At 70.9% G+C, this 12616-nt stretch carries 13 protein-coding genes; 3 read left to right on the top strand and 10 right to left on the bottom strand.

Translation table 11 applies throughout. The annotated features are described in order from the left end of the window. Nucleotides 1–114 precede the first annotated feature (114 nt). The 3 genes from CLV40_RS37025 to CLV40_RS03275 form a co-directional block, all read right to left on the bottom strand. Nucleotides 115–387 carry a hypothetical protein gene (locus CLV40_RS37025; protein WP_146107910.1) on the bottom strand — a complete coding sequence of 91 codons (273 nt, stop codon included), beginning with the start codon at nt 385–387 and terminating at the stop codon, nt 115–117. A gap of 88 nt (nt 388–475) precedes the next feature. Further along, the gene (locus CLV40_RS03280; protein ID WP_219823889.1) at nt 476–613 is read right to left on the bottom strand and encodes a hypothetical protein; all 138 of its coding nucleotides are present in this window, start codon (nt 611–613) and stop codon (nt 476–478) included. Further along, a complete protein-coding gene (locus CLV40_RS03275) occupies nt 610–1011 on the bottom strand; it encodes a universal stress protein (protein ID WP_181043294.1) in 402 nt (133 codons plus the stop codon). The genes CLV40_RS03280 and CLV40_RS03275 overlap by 4 nt, the downstream gene beginning before the upstream one ends. Before the next feature lie 191 nt (nt 1012–1202). On the opposite strand from CLV40_RS03275, the gene CLV40_RS03270 reads away from it, so the two are divergent. Next, nucleotides 1203–1715: a flavodoxin domain-containing protein gene (locus tag CLV40_RS03270; RefSeq protein ID WP_104476669.1), complete on the top strand. Its 513-nt coding sequence runs from the start codon at nt 1203–1205 to the stop codon at nt 1713–1715. A gap of 233 nt (nt 1716–1948) precedes the next feature. Here CLV40_RS03270 and CLV40_RS03265 read toward each other — a convergent pair whose 3' ends face one another. The 4 genes from CLV40_RS03265 to CLV40_RS03250 all read right to left on the bottom strand — a co-directional run bounded on the left by CLV40_RS03265 (nt 1949) and on the right by CLV40_RS03250 (nt 4603). Beyond that, a complete protein-coding gene (locus tag CLV40_RS03265) occupies nt 1949–2776 on the bottom strand; it encodes a hypothetical protein (RefSeq protein ID WP_146107909.1) in 828 nt (275 codons plus the stop codon). Between the two features lie 25 nt (nt 2777–2801). Then, nucleotides 2802–3113 (bottom strand): beta/gamma crystallin domain-containing protein, encoded by a 312-nt coding sequence (locus CLV40_RS03260; protein ID WP_104476666.1) that lies wholly within the window; start codon nt 3111–3113, stop codon nt 2802–2804. Between the two features lie 215 nt (nt 3114–3328). Further along, the gene (locus CLV40_RS03255) at nt 3329–3676 is read right to left on the bottom strand and encodes a DUF3253 domain-containing protein (RefSeq protein WP_181043293.1); all 348 of its coding nucleotides are present in this window, start codon (nt 3674–3676) and stop codon (nt 3329–3331) included. A gap of 126 nt (nt 3677–3802) precedes the next feature. Beyond that, nucleotides 3803–4603 (bottom strand): TetR/AcrR family transcriptional regulator, encoded by an 801-nt coding sequence (locus CLV40_RS03250; RefSeq protein WP_104476664.1) that lies wholly within the window; start codon nt 4601–4603, stop codon nt 3803–3805. 101 nt (nt 4604–4704) lie between these two features. Here CLV40_RS03250 and CLV40_RS03245 point away from each other — a divergent pair, with 101 nt between their 5' ends. Both CLV40_RS03245 and CLV40_RS37725 read left to right on the top strand, forming a co-directional pair. Next, entirely contained in the window at nt 4705–5169 is a 465-nt protein-coding gene (locus CLV40_RS03245) for a nuclear transport factor 2 family protein (protein WP_104476662.1), read from the top strand. A 134-nt stretch (nt 5170–5303) separates the two neighbouring features. Beyond that, nucleotides 5304–5849 (top strand): hypothetical protein, encoded by a 546-nt coding sequence (locus CLV40_RS37725; protein ID WP_181043292.1) that lies wholly within the window; start codon nt 5304–5306, stop codon nt 5847–5849. 60 nt (nt 5850–5909) lie between these two features. Here CLV40_RS37725 and CLV40_RS03230 read toward each other — a convergent pair whose 3' ends face one another. The 3 genes from CLV40_RS03230 to CLV40_RS03220 form a co-directional block, all read right to left on the bottom strand. After that, a complete protein-coding gene (locus tag CLV40_RS03230; protein ID WP_104476656.1) occupies nt 5910–6782 on the bottom strand; it encodes an alpha/beta fold hydrolase in 873 nt (290 codons plus the stop codon). Between the two features lie 389 nt (nt 6783–7171). Beyond that, nucleotides 7172–11140, bottom strand: coding sequence for a non-ribosomal peptide synthetase (locus CLV40_RS03225; protein ID WP_104476654.1), 3969 nt, complete (start codon nt 11138–11140; stop codon nt 7172–7174). Beyond that, entirely contained in the window at nt 11118–12452 is a 1335-nt protein-coding gene (locus CLV40_RS03220) for an MFS transporter (protein ID WP_104476652.1), read from the bottom strand. Before CLV40_RS03220 ends, CLV40_RS03225 begins: the two co-directional genes overlap by 23 nt. Between the last annotated feature and the right edge of the window lie 164 nt (nt 12453–12616).

Genomic DNA, 12616 nt, shown 5'->3' with positions numbered 1-12616 from the left:
TACGCCCCGACCTCGGCCCACCCACTGCCACCCACCCCGCGCAGACCACTCTCGGACGTGTTCGCCTACCTCCCCGGCATGGCACCGCAACAGCGATGAGCCCGGGCGCACGGTTCAGCGGGCGAGTGCTCGAACCAGGTCCGGCGGTGACGATGTCGTTGTGGGTGTCTTCGGCGACCATCGCCGCCGCGACCTCCCGCACATCGGCGGGCGGACCCGCCGCGGGTGCACCGGCCCGGCCACCGGGGCGTCGTCGCCGCTCGCCCGGACGTGCCAGGGCAGCGCGGCGCTCGCCGGTGATGACCGGCAGGTGGCGTGGGCCATCAACCCCAGCGCCAAGCTCGCGGCGGCGTCCGGGGTGATGCAGGTGACCTGGCCGGTCGTCACCTCGCCCTCACCGCGGCGGACACCTCGCCAGGAGTCGGGTGGACAGGGCGCGGCCACCCGGCGGGCGCGGTGTGGGCACCGGGGTGGGTCAGGCCGATTGGCGGGTGTCGGGCAGCCCCTCGGCCGGGTCAAGTCCGAGCAGGTCGAGCAGTTGCCGCAGGTCGTCGGCGTCGTGCGCGGCGGTGGCGAGGAGCCGCACGGCCCGGCCGCGCTCGTCGGCGCTCATCGAACCGCCTCCACCGACGGCTTGGTGGCGGGCACCACCACGACCGGGCACGGGGCGTGGCGCACGCAATGCGCGCTCACCGAACCCAGCAGGGTCGCGAGCGCGCCGCCGGTCCCGCAGGACCCGACCACCAGCAGCGCCGAGTCGGACGCGACCCGCACCAGCTCGGCACCTGGCGAGCCGACGAGCAGGCGGCGCCACACCGATGCCTCCGGGTGCGCGAAGATCGCCGTCTCGACCGCCCTCGCCCGTGCCGGGTCCTCGGACTCGCCTCGGCGCGCGACGGTCACCACGTGCACCCGGTAGCCGCAGCGGATGCCCTCGTCCAGGGCCCACTCCAACGCGGCCATGCCCGCCGGGGAGCCGTCGACGCCGACGGTGATGTGCTCACCCACCATGACTTCCTCCCTGGGTGTTGCGTCCACCACCGATCCTGTCTCCGGCGCACCGCAACGGTCACCGGCGCTGGACCCGTTCATGCCGGGCCTTTCGCCCCCATCCTTTTGGAACGGTCGGTGCCGTAGGTCCGCGACGTGCCGGGTACGTCGGCACTGCCCGGCGTGACCACTCGCGCGCGAGCATTGGTCTCATGAAACGGGTATTGGTGCTGCACGCGAGCAAGATGGGCGCCACCAAGGAGATCGCCGAGGCGATCGGCGCGGAACTGGTGGGGCGCGGCCTGCACGTCACGGTGCACGACGTGCTGGAACCCCGAGCCCTGGACGGCTACGACGCCGTCGTACTCGGCACCGCGATCTACGCGGGCCGCTGGCGCCCCACCGCGCGCCGGTTCTTCCGCCGGTTCCACCGCGAACTGGCCGACCGCCGGGTGTGGCTGTTCGAGAGCGGGTGGCTGGGACCTCGCCCACACCAGGTGCGGCCGACGGCCGGAGGACGTCGACGGGCCGCTCGAATCGGCGCGGACTCGCCTGCTGTCTTCGGCGGAAGGCTCGACCCGGACAAGGCCAGCGGTTTCCTCGACCGCGCGATGGCGAAGCGGATGGCGGGTGACGCCCGCGACTGGACCGAGATCCGGGCGTGGGCCAACGGCGTCGCCGACGACCTGGTCCGGGATTGGGCGGAGCCGAAGGCCGGGAACTGACCCGGACCACCGCTGCGGGCCACCTCCCCACGGCGCACGTGGGTCGAGGCGGACGCGATGGCCGTAAGGGTGATCGAACTCGCGCAGCGGCTCAGCCGCGACGTTCTCGATCACCGCTGCGGGGCTGGCGAATGTCCACCAGGACGGCTGGACCGACGCGTCGGGGACCGATCTGATCGAGCACGGCGCAGCCCCGGGAGCGGCCATGCGGGTGGCCGCTCCCGGGGCTGGGTTCAGTTCGCCTGGCCTCGGGTGTAGCCGTGGACGCGTTGGGCGAACTCGGTGAGTTGGGTGGCGTGGGAGTCGATGTAGCGCTGGTCGTAGGCGGCCTGGACGGCCACGGCGGTGCCCACCAGGTTCACCTCGATCTTGCACCGCACGTCGGCGGTGGCGGTGTCGATCTCGGCGGCGGTGGTGGGTTGCCGCGTCCCGTCCCCCGTCGAGATCGGGCGCCGCCACTTCGGGTCGAGCAGTGGGTCGATCGGGTTTCCGTACGGGTGGCCCGCCGCGCGCATGCACCCGGCCCACGCGTCCACCGCTTCGGCGACACGGCGGTCGGCGGTCGCCGGTGGTGGTCCGCCGTCGGGGAGGACGCGTTCGTCAGTGACCAGGTGGAGGTTGCCGACCGCGGCGCTGCCCGCGGCCTCGCACTCCTTGACGACCTCCGGGGGCGCCCACGGGGCGGGGGTCTCCAGGCCGTGGCCGGAGTCGGGCGATGTGCCGTACCCGTTGTCGTGGGCGTCCCCGGTGTCGAAGAACCCGTAGAGGGGCGAGCGGGTCAGGTCGTGCTTTCGCTGTTCTCGCAACCGTTCCCGCAGTCGCGGCGGCACGCTGGTGCGGTCGGGCACGCCGTGCCGGGCGTAGCAGGTGGCCGTGGCCGCGCCACGGACCTGCCACAGCCTGGCGAGGTCGTCTTCGCTGGGCAGGTACTGATCGATCGGCCGCGAGATCTGCGATTCCCGTGTGATGGTGCCGATCGCGCCGAGCGGTGGTTCGTCGACCGCGCCGCACCCGGCGACCACCAACACCAACGGCACCAAGGCAATGCCCCTGATCCGCATCGAAGCCCCCTCCGCGGGTCCGCCGCTAGTAGATGGTGATGGCGTCGACGCGGCGCGACGAGAAGGAGTAGGTGGCGAACTTGCTCGGGAAGTTGACGTAGCCCGAGGGCGACGCCACCTGGCCGGTGTTGTTGCCGCTCTGGATCTGGTTCACGTCGTAGAGCGTGACGGCGATCGAGCCGCGGTTCGCCCAGCAGGTGGTGGCGGGCGAGATGAGCCAGGTGTAGCCGAACTCGTTGCAGGTGACCCGGTTGATCGCGCTCGCGCTCCCCGTACCCGCCAACAACCCGGCGGTGGCCAGCGCGGCGGTGACGCCCGCGGTGACGAACTTGCGCATGGAATCGTCTCCAATTCGACGAGGAACCGGTGCCCGGAGGCTTCCCGGTCGGCGGACCCCCTCGGTCCGGCCTGTTTCGATCTTCACGCCTCCGCCCCGGCCCGGGAATCCCCGAGCGCCGCGGTTGCCCTGAATCAGGGGAATCGGTGCCCTCACGTACTCGAGTACGGCGATTTCCCTTGCAGCGCGGTAGATCCAGGTATTGCCGCGCTAGCTCAGCGCGTCCAGACCATACGGATCCGGATCGGCCCGTGCCACTCCCCCTCCGGATCAAGCACCCGTTCCCGCTGAGTCACCCGCACCACACCGGAACGCGCCAGTTGCCGTGCCACGTCCCGCGCCTCATCGAGCAAGTCCCGCCAATCCTCGGCCACCGCCCGCGCGGCGTCGGACGGGCATGTGCTGCTTGCCGCACCCCGCCCGGACACCAGCGCCAGAATGGCGGCTCGCAGCCGCTCGGACACCGCGCCGTCGCCCAGCGCGACCCGAGCGGCGTCTGCCCCGGCACCGCCGCCGTCCCGGATTCGCGCCAACTCCCGTCGTGGCCCCGACCGATCGGCCATACCGTCAGAATCGCACCGATCCACCCTGCCCGCTCGGCCAGTGCCGGTCTCGATCGGTCGATACCGGCATGGCCTGTTGGCACCACCCGGCCATGGGTCCAGGGAGAGGGACCACGATGGGCTCGCCTAGAGGCCTGCTCCGGTCCGTGTTCGGTGGGCACGTTGTCTGCAGGCGGGACCGCAGTACTTTGCCGGGCGGCCGACGCGGTTCGCGAGGATCGTGGTGCCGCATACCGGGCAGTGGTGTCTGCCGGGTGTTTCGTGACGGGAGGTAGGCTCAGGATCGGGTATGTAACGAAACTTGTGTTGTGTAGCGAATTTCGTTACATCGGGTTCGGGTACCGGATAGGTGGCCGGGTCGGGAAGCAGGGACCGGCCGATGAGCCGGGCCAGCCGCCATGACCGGGGCTCCGTGGTGCGGGTGGCCGTTGCCGCTGCGACGACCAGCTGCCGCACGTCGTCGGTGGCGAGGTCGTCGCGGATGTGGCTGGTGGTCTGGGCTTGGGCGAGCAGGTTTGCCAGGGCGGTGTCGAAAGCGGTCTCGGCGGTGGCCAGTGGGGTGAGCCGCTCGCCGCCCTGGTTCTCGAACGCCTCGCAGAGTGCCTTGTTGAGCAGGGTCTGTTCGATCATCAGGTAGTAGAAGTGGAAGAAGGCGTCGGCCGGGTTCGGGGAGGTCAGGAGGTCTCGTGCCTGGTCGGTCAGGTGGCGCATCCCCCAGGTGACGACCGTGTTGAACAGGTGTTCCCTGGTCGGGAAGTGTCGGTACACGGTCCCGACGCCTACCTCCGCCTGGCGGGCGATCTCGTCGAAGGAGACCGACACGCCGTGTTCGGCCAGGAGGTGTGTCGCGGCTTCCAGGATTCGGGCGCGGTTGCGGCGGGCGTCGGCGCGGCGCGGGTGGGTGTCATCGTCGGGTGCGTTGTTCATCTGGTCACCGCCGAGGGTTGCTGTGCGGAGAAGGCTCTCCGTATGGTGGTAAACGGAGCCGGTTCTCCATTCAGTTCAGTCTAACCACCGAGGAGCGTGTTGTGACCGAGGCGAGCAACCTGGCGGCCGCAGGGACCCACGAAGTCATCGAGAGCTTGCGCCAGGCCATGGAGACCGGGGACGACCAGGCCTTCCTCTCGCACTTCGCTGAGGACGCTGTTTACGAGACGCCGTTTGTGCTGGGTGGTAGGCCGTCGCGGTGGGAGGGGTACGCCGCGATCAGCGAGCACTTGGGGCAGGCGAACCCGGTGCGGGGCCTGCTGGAGTTCACGCGGGTCACGGTGGAGGTGCACCAGGGCGCGGACCCGCACGAGGCGACAGTTCAGTTCGCCATCGAGGGCAGGGTTCGGGCCACCGGTGAGGCGTTCGCCCTGCCGTCGTCCGTCGGCGTTGTGCGGGTGCGCGATGGCAAGGTCGTGCGGTATCAGGACTACGTGAACACCCTGCGCGGGGCTCAGGTCGCGGGTGTGCTGCCGCAGTTCGCCGAGTCGCTGCGGTTGGGCTGATCGACGACCGCGGTGCGGGGCAAGAGGCGCCTGGGAATCGCTCGATTGCCCTCGGGCGGCCGACTCCACCCATTAGGGTGCTGTGCGTTGTCGATGCGCCCTGTGTGGGCCGCCACCGAGGAGGAAGTCCACCTATGCGGATCGCCGCCGCTTGTGCTGTTGTCGCGTTGTCGTTGGTCGGCGCCTGTTCGTCGAACTCGGACAGCCCGCCCAAGGCGCCCGTGCAGGCTTCCACTGCCGCCTCGTACCCGGCGGGGCAGGAAGGGGCGGAGAAGGTGGTGGAGGAGTTGCGTACCAGTGCCGATCCGGGTGTGCTGGTCAAGGGGCTCGCGCCTACCGGTGATGACTTTCGGGGTTTGTTCGAGGCCGACTTCGCGGCCAAGGCGCAGGCTTTCTACAGTGCGTCGAGTCCTGAGGTCGGCGCGTTGGCCAAGCCGGAGCAGACCGAGGTGAAGTTGTGGTCGGCGACGAGTGAGGACCTCAAGGCGAATTCTGGGGATGCGGGGCAGTTTCCCGGTGGATACGCCAAGATCGCGCAGTACCTCAAGCCCGGGGTGACGTTGTACCGGTGGAAGTACGTCAAGCCCGGTGCCGACAGCGGCATGGCCTATGACGGGCTCGTCCACACCGGTAGTCGTTGGGTGTGGATTCCCAAGCCGTGGCGGGTGTTGGAGGGGTGATCGGGTGCGAGCGGGGAGTGCGCAGGCCGGTGTTCCGGCGCACTCCCCGGTCGACGGGCGTCAGGACGCGGCGGTCGCGTTCGTGGCGATGGCGTCGATCACCTGGGGCCACAGGGGTTCCGGGAGGTCGTGGCCCATGTCGGGGAGTTCCAGGTAGGTCGAGTTCGGGACCGCGTCGTGGGTGGCGCGGCCGCCGGTGACGTTGATGAGGCTGTCCTCCGCACCGTGGATCACGTGGGTGGGGATGGTGAGTTCGCGGAGGCCCGGGGTGCGGTCGACGGCGACCGAGATCGCGGTGAACTGGCGGCGGGCGCCCGCCGGGTAGAACGCGCGGTCGTAGGAGGCTTCGGCGAGTTGGCGCCTGCGGGGCTGTTCCGCGTCGGCGTGGGTCCTTGAGCCGATGATGCGGTAGACGTTGGCGATGTGGTCGATCGCCTTCTCGCGCTCCGGGGGCGTGGGTTCGAGGAGGGCCAGGGCCGCTTCGGCGCTCGGGCCGCCGACCAGGCGGTTGCCGGTGGTGCTCATGATGGAGCACAGGCTCCGGACGCGGTCGGCGTGGTGGATCGCGATGAGCTGCGCGATCATGCCGCCCATGGACGCGCCGACGACGTGGGCGGAGTCGATGCCCAGGTGGTCCAGCAGACCGACGGTGTCGGCGGCCAGGTCGGTGAGGTAGTAGGCCGGGGCGGCCAGGGTGGACTCGGCGCCCGCGGCGGGCTCGATCTTGTCCGACAGACCGCAGTCGCGGTTGTCGAACCTGATGACCCGGAAGCCGCGCTCGCCCAGGGCGGCGACGAACTCCTCCGGCCACAGGATAAGCTGTGAGTTCAGCCCCATGATCAGCACCAGCGGTTCACCGTCCGGGTTGCCCTCGTCGCGGTACCACAGTCGGATTCCGTTGGCGGGGGCGTATTCCCCGGTCTCTTCGGGCATGGCGAAGACACTTCCTTTCACGGCTGAAAAGCGACGCGGCGAACCGGTATGAGAGAGACGAATCCCTTGGGGCAGCGTGGAACCACGGACCGGCCTGTCGACTCCCGCATGGTCCGCCGCCGCCCACGCCGGACCCGGTGCATGTGCCCCTGCACATGATCACTACTGGGATACTGGCGCCCGGTCGGGAACAGCGGCAAGGCCGTTCACCGGGTCGCGCAGGCGGTACGCCCGTTCGCCGCGGGTGATCGACTCCGGGCCATCCGAACGCGCGGGAGTGGCAGGCGTAGCGGCAAGATGATCACTCGCACGGCTCAGTACCCGCTCGGGAAACCGGGCGGGTTCACGAGCGGTTAACCGAACTTTTTTCAGGTGTGGCAGGCGTTTTCTCAGCGCGGAACGGGCAGCGCGGCGGCGAGTGCGGCCACTGTCGGGTTGTCGAAGACCAGGCGCAGCGTGACGGGGACCTGGAACTCGGCGCGGATCCGGGCCATGACCTGACCGGCCTTGACCGAGTGGCCGCCGAGGGCGAAGAAGTCGTCGTGCACGCCGATGTCCGGGTTGCCCAGGACTTCGCGCCAGATGTCGCGCACGATCCGTTCCGTTTCCGTCGTGGGCTCGGCGGTGGTTTCTGTCGGGGCACCGCTGAACGGGTCGGGCAGGGCGGCGGTGTCGAGCTTGCCGTTCGGGGTGGTGGGCAGGGTGACCAGCGCGACGAGCACGGTGGGGACCAAGTGGTCCGGGAGTAGCCCGGCGAGGTGTGCGCGTAGGTCGGCCATGGATTCGGCCGGGTCGACGGGTACGACGTAGCCGACTAGCAGTTCTTCGTCGACGCGCACCTGCACCGTCACGTCTACAACGCGACCGGTCTCGCGCAGGGCCGCTTCCACCTCGCCCGGCTCGACGCGGAACCCGCGGATCTTCGCCTGGCGGTCGACCCGGCCCAGGCACTCGATGAGGCCGTCGGTGCGGTACCGGCCGAGGTCCCCGGTCCGGTACAGCCGGGATCCGGGGGCGCCGAAGGGATCGGCCACGAACCGGGTGGCGGTGAGGTCGGGCTTGCCCAGGTAGCCGCGGGCCACGCCGTCGCCGCCGAGGTGGATCTCGCCGACCATGCCGGGCGCGACCGGTTGCAGGCAGGCGTCGAGGACGTAGGCGGAGCTGTTCGCGATGGGCCGCCCGATCGGCACGACCGCGCCAGGTGGCACGTCCCCGGCCGCCCAGGCCACACCGAATGTCGTGGTCTCGGTGGGGCCGTAGCCGTTCACCACGGCCAGGCCGGGTACGGACCGCAGACGCGCCACGGTGTCCGCGTCGAGCCGTTCACCGCCGACGAGCAGCTGTCGTACGCCGGTGAGCGTGTCCGGGGCGGTGGCGGCGAGGCGCCTGGCCAGTGAGGTGGTGAGGAACATGAGCGCGACATCGTTGTCCCGCAGCGTTTTCGCCAGCTCGGGCGGGGACAGCAGGTCGTCCTTGGGGACGCCGATGATCCGTCCGCCCGCGCAGAGCGGGCCCCACAGTTCGAAGGTGGCCGCGTCGAACGACGGGGTGGAGACCTGTGCGACAGCGTCATCCGGTCCGAAGCAGACATAGTTGGTGTCGCGCACGAGCCGCACGATGTTGCGGTGGGTGACGCCGACTCCCTTCGGTTGGCCGGTGGAGCCGGAGGTGTACATGACGTACGCCAGTGTGTCCGGAGTCGCGGGCGAGGCCGTGCGGTCGGGCGGGAAGGCGAGCGAGTCCCGCAGCACCTCATCGGTGATGACGATCTCGACTCCGCTGTCCGCGCACATGTGGTCCAGCCTGGCCGCTGGGTATGCCGGGTCGAGCGGCACGTACGCGGCGCCCGCTTTCAGCACGGCGAGGGCCGAGACCGCCCAGCCCGTGCCGAATCCCAGCCGGACGCCGACGCGGTCCTCCGGTCCGATCCCCCGGTCGCGCAGGAGCGCGGCCAGTCGGTTCGCTCGCTCGTCCAGTTCCCGGTAGGTGAGGACGTCGTCGCCGTATATCGCGGCGGTCGCGTTCGGGCGCTCGTCCGCGCGAGCTTCAACGAGTTCGACCAGGGTGCTGTCGCGCGGGTAGTCGGTGGCGGTGTCGTTCCACTCGACGACCGCGCAGTGGCGCTGCTCGGGTGTGAGGAGGGTGGCGTCGGACAGGCGCGCGGTCGGGTCCAGTCCGGCCAGGAGGTTCTGGAACTGGTCCAGCACCGCGGTCATCTGGGCGTGGGTGAACCGGGTCGTGCGGAACTTGAGGTAGCCGCCCATGCTGTCGCCCGCGTCGAGCACCTGCACCTCGATGTCGAACAGCGACTCGGTGCTGGTGCCGTCGACGAAGTCGAAGGTGACGCCGTCCACTGTGGCCCGTCCGGCGATCGTGGGCGGGGCGGCGAACACGACCTGGAACACCGGGTGCTGGGTCGACCTCGGTGCGGACAGGCGGTCCACGACCTCGCTGAAGGGCGCGTTGGCGTGATCGAAGGCGTCCAGCGCGGTTGATCGGACGGTGTCCATGGCGTCCGACCAGGTGCGGGCCTCGCTCAGGCGCAGGCGTAGGGCGACCATGTTGACCAGGCAGTCGACGACGGCCTCGCTGCCCGGGGTGTCGCGACCGGCGACCGGGGTGCCGATGACGACGTCCTTGCCGCCGCCGAGTCGGTCGAGGAGGACGCCGAAGGCGGTGAGCAGGATCATGAACGGGCTGGAGCGGCGGGTGCGCGCGGTCTGGCGAACGGTGGCGGTCACGTCGTCGGGGAGTCGGAACCGCACGACGTCGGCGGCCAGTGACGGGTCGCCGGTCGCGGCGAACGGCAGCGCGAGGTCGTCGGGGAGGTCGGCTAGGGCGTGGTCCCAGAAGGCGAGGTCCGCGTCGTGGTTTCCGGCTTGCACCGGGCGATGCGCGGTCGTTGACGGGCGGGTCGGGTCGGCGTAGCCGTCGAGGATGTCTTGGCGGAGGACGGTGAGGGAGTAGCCGTCGGTGGCGATGTGGTGGGTGACGAGGATCAGTTCGTGGTCATCGTCGATCTTGGCGAGGGTCGCGCGCAGCGGCGCCTCATGGGTCAGGTCGAATCTCGTGCATAGTTCGCGTTCGCGCAGTTGGGCGAGTTCGGCCTCGCTCACGACGGTGACTTCCCGCAGTTGCGGGGTGACGCCGGTCATGGCGGTGTCGCCGTCGTGGGTGCAGCGCAGTGATTCGTGGCGCTGCCAGCTCCGCCGGAGGGCCGCCCGCAGGCGGGGGACGTCCAGGGCCCCGGAGATGCGCGCGGTGAGCGGCACGTTGTACCAGGTCGAGTCCGGGTGCAGTCGGTCGAAGGCGAGCATCTGGCGTTGGGTGGCGGTCAGGGCTCGGCCCGTTGTTCGCCGCTTGGTGGCGGCGAACAGGGTGAAGGTTGGTGCGGCGGCGATCGGGGTCTCGTCGGGGACGGAGAATCCGGCGTCGCTGAGCCATTCGGCGAAGTGCGCGCGGTCGTAGATCTGACCGCCCTGGGTGTGGAAGAGATTCAGGCTCGACGCGGGAACCCAGGCGGCGCCGAGCGCACCTGCTTCGGTTGGTACATCGGCGGTTTCCTCGAGGATGAGGATGGTGCCGCCGGGGCGCAGGGCTTGGGCCGCGCGGCGGAGGAGGTCTTCGGCGCGGTCGGGGCGGAGGCAGTGCAGGACGTTGAAGACCAGTACGACGTCGTAGTCGACGCCGAGGTCGTCGGTTGTCCAGTCCGCTTCGCGGAACCGGACACGGTCGGGGGCTTGGCTGCCGTCGAAGGAGCCGGGGAGGTCGATGACGTCGGCGCGCAGGTCGGGGTTCGCGGCGCAGCACGCGGTGGCGTAGCGGGCGTGGCCGCCGCCGATGTCGAGCAGTCTGCGGGCCGCGCCGGGGACAGCAGCCACTACAGCCGGGGCGACGGCGTCGGCGAGTTCGGCGAGCATGGACTGGAACTCGTTGAGGGTGTTCGGGTTGACGGCGAGCCAGGCGTAGAAGTCGCGCGGCGGCTTTCCATCCACAATGGACTGTTCGAGGTCGGTCCAGCGGTCCGAGAGGACGCGGTGCCAGAAGGAGAACGCGGCGCGGTAGCCGGTGCCGAACCAGGCGGCGGCGGGGGTGGCGCGGTAGCCGTCGTCGTCGCGGGTGGTGTAGCCGAAGCCGGTGAGCGCGTCGAGCAGGACCCGGACGCCGCGCGGGTCGCCGCCGATGGCCGCGGCGACCGCGGCGGCGGTGCGCGGCTCGTCACCGAGGTGGTCGAACACGCCCAGGCGCAGGGCCGCCCCGGCCGCGCGGAAGGACAGGGCGTGCACGAGGTCGAGGTGCGGCGCGGGGGCGGCGCCGTCGGCGAAAGCCTGGCGTTCAGCCTGGGGTAGGTCGAGCATCGGCTTCCCTCTTGTCGGTTGTCAGCAGGTCGGGGAGGTCGTCGACGGCGCGCAGGGCGGGCGAGGCGGTGGCCCACGCGGCGAGCGCGACGAGGGCGGCGCCGGTGCCTGCGAAGATCAGCGCGATGCCGCGGCCGTCGCCGACGCCGATGACCGCGCCGACCGTGTCCGCGAGCGCGCCGTCCGGTTGCAGCATCGGCCCGAAGACGAGGTCCGCCAGCGGGCCCGCGGCGGCGAATCCGATGGCGGTGCCGCCCTGGGCCGCGATCCGCGCGCTCGCCATGGCGCGGCCGAGCGCGCTGGGGTCGACCTTGGTCTGCAACAACGACATCGCGCTGCCGGTGATGATCGGCAGGGTGAACAGGAACGCGGGCGCGAGCACGCCGATGAGCAGCGCCGACGGGGCGAGCGAGTGCAGCGCGAGGGCGATCCCGGCGATGGCGAGGAACGCGCGGACGCCGGTGATCCGCCGGTCCGGCCCGCCCCAGGCGGTCATGACGGCACTGCCCGCGATCATGCCCGCGCCGCCCGCGAACATCAGCACGCCCAGCGTCGACGGGTCGGTGAAGGTGAGGATCAGCGGCTGGACGAGCACGCCCGCCATGCCCGCGGCGAGGTGGAAGGCGCCGAGGAGCAGGAGGAGGTGGGGCAGGCCGGGTCGGCGGCGCAGTTCGCGCAGGCCGCCGGTCAGCTCCGCCAGGGCGCCCTCCCCCGGCGCGCCCGCCCGGCTCGGCACGACCGCCTTCTCGGGCAGGCCGACGAGCAGGGTGATCGCGAGTGCCACGGCGTAGGTGCACAGGTCGATGAGGACGACGCCGCTCAGGTGGACCACGGCGAGCAGGCCCCCGGCGGCCAGCGGTGCGGCGATCTGCACGGCGGGTTGGGCCTGTGCCAGGCCGTTGGCGCGGCCGAGGTGGCGTTCGGGGACGAGGAGCGGGAGCACGGTGGTGAAGGCGACCACGCGGAACGTCGCGCACATCGCGGTGATCGCGGCGATCGGGTAGACGTGCCAGACGTCCAGTTCGCCTTGGCGGACGAGGGTCAGCAGGACGGCGGTCGCAGCGGCGGCCACGACGTCGGAGACCAGCAGGATGGCCCGTCGGTCGACGCGGTCGGCGGCCATGCCCGCGAGCGGCGCCACCGCGATGGCGGCGACGGCCTCCAGCAGCATGATCAGCCCGAACCGGGTGGCGGATCCGGTGACCTGGAAGACCCAGACCCCGAGCACGAACCCGGTGATCCCGGTCCCCGCGACGGAGACGAGCTGCCCGGCCCCGATCGCGAGGAAGCGTCCGATGCCGTCACCGCGCACGGGTCACCTCCTTCGCAGGCGGGCTTGCGAACGTTGCCGGAGGGTGAACCCGGGTCTTGGCGAAACCGTCACCGCGCATGGCGCACCGCCTCGGTAGCGACAGGCTTGGACGAAGTGGTCCGGACGGCGGGTGGATCGACACGCGCCGCTCAGGTTCGAGGGTG

This window comes from Actinokineospora auranticolor, assembly GCF_002934265.1.
GTDB classification, from domain to species: Bacteria; Actinomycetota; Actinomycetes; order Mycobacteriales; family Pseudonocardiaceae; genus Actinokineospora; species Actinokineospora auranticolor.
This window is presented reverse-complemented; position numbering and strand designations above follow the sequence as displayed.

What these genes read in the sequence shown, in the direction of transcription:
- CLV40_RS03280 (WP_219823889.1), bottom strand. Translation starts at nt 613, where the DNA reads ATGAGCGCCGACGAGCGCGGCCGGGCCGTGCGGCTCCTCGCCACCGCC.
- CLV40_RS03275 (WP_181043294.1), bottom strand. Translation starts at nt 1,011, where the DNA reads ATGGTGGGTGAGCACATCACCGTCGGCGTCGACGGCTCCCCGGCGGGC.
- CLV40_RS03270 (WP_104476669.1), top strand. Translation starts at nt 1,203, where the DNA reads ATGAAACGGGTATTGGTGCTGCACGCGAGCAAGATGGGCGCCACCAAG.
- CLV40_RS03265 (WP_146107909.1), bottom strand. Translation starts at nt 2,776, where the DNA reads ATGCGGATCAGGGGCATTGCCTTGGTGCCGTTGGTGTTGGTGGTCGCC.
- CLV40_RS03260 (WP_104476666.1), bottom strand. Translation starts at nt 3,113, where the DNA reads ATGCGCAAGTTCGTCACCGCGGGCGTCACCGCCGCGCTGGCCACCGCC.
- CLV40_RS03255 (WP_181043293.1), bottom strand. Translation starts at nt 3,676, where the DNA reads ATGGCCGATCGGTCGGGGCCACGACGGGAGTTGGCGCGAATCCGGGAC.
- CLV40_RS03250 (WP_104476664.1), bottom strand. Translation starts at nt 4,603, where the DNA reads ATGAACAACGCACCCGACGATGACACCCACCCGCGCCGCGCCGACGCC.
- CLV40_RS37725 (WP_181043292.1), top strand. Translation starts at nt 5,304, where the DNA reads ATGCGGATCGCCGCCGCTTGTGCTGTTGTCGCGTTGTCGTTGGTCGGC.
- CLV40_RS03230 (WP_104476656.1), bottom strand. Translation starts at nt 6,782, where the DNA reads ATGCCCGAAGAGACCGGGGAATACGCCCCCGCCAACGGAATCCGACTG.
- CLV40_RS03225 (WP_104476654.1), bottom strand. Translation starts at nt 11,140, where the DNA reads ATGCTCGACCTACCCCAGGCTGAACGCCAGGCTTTCGCCGACGGCGCC.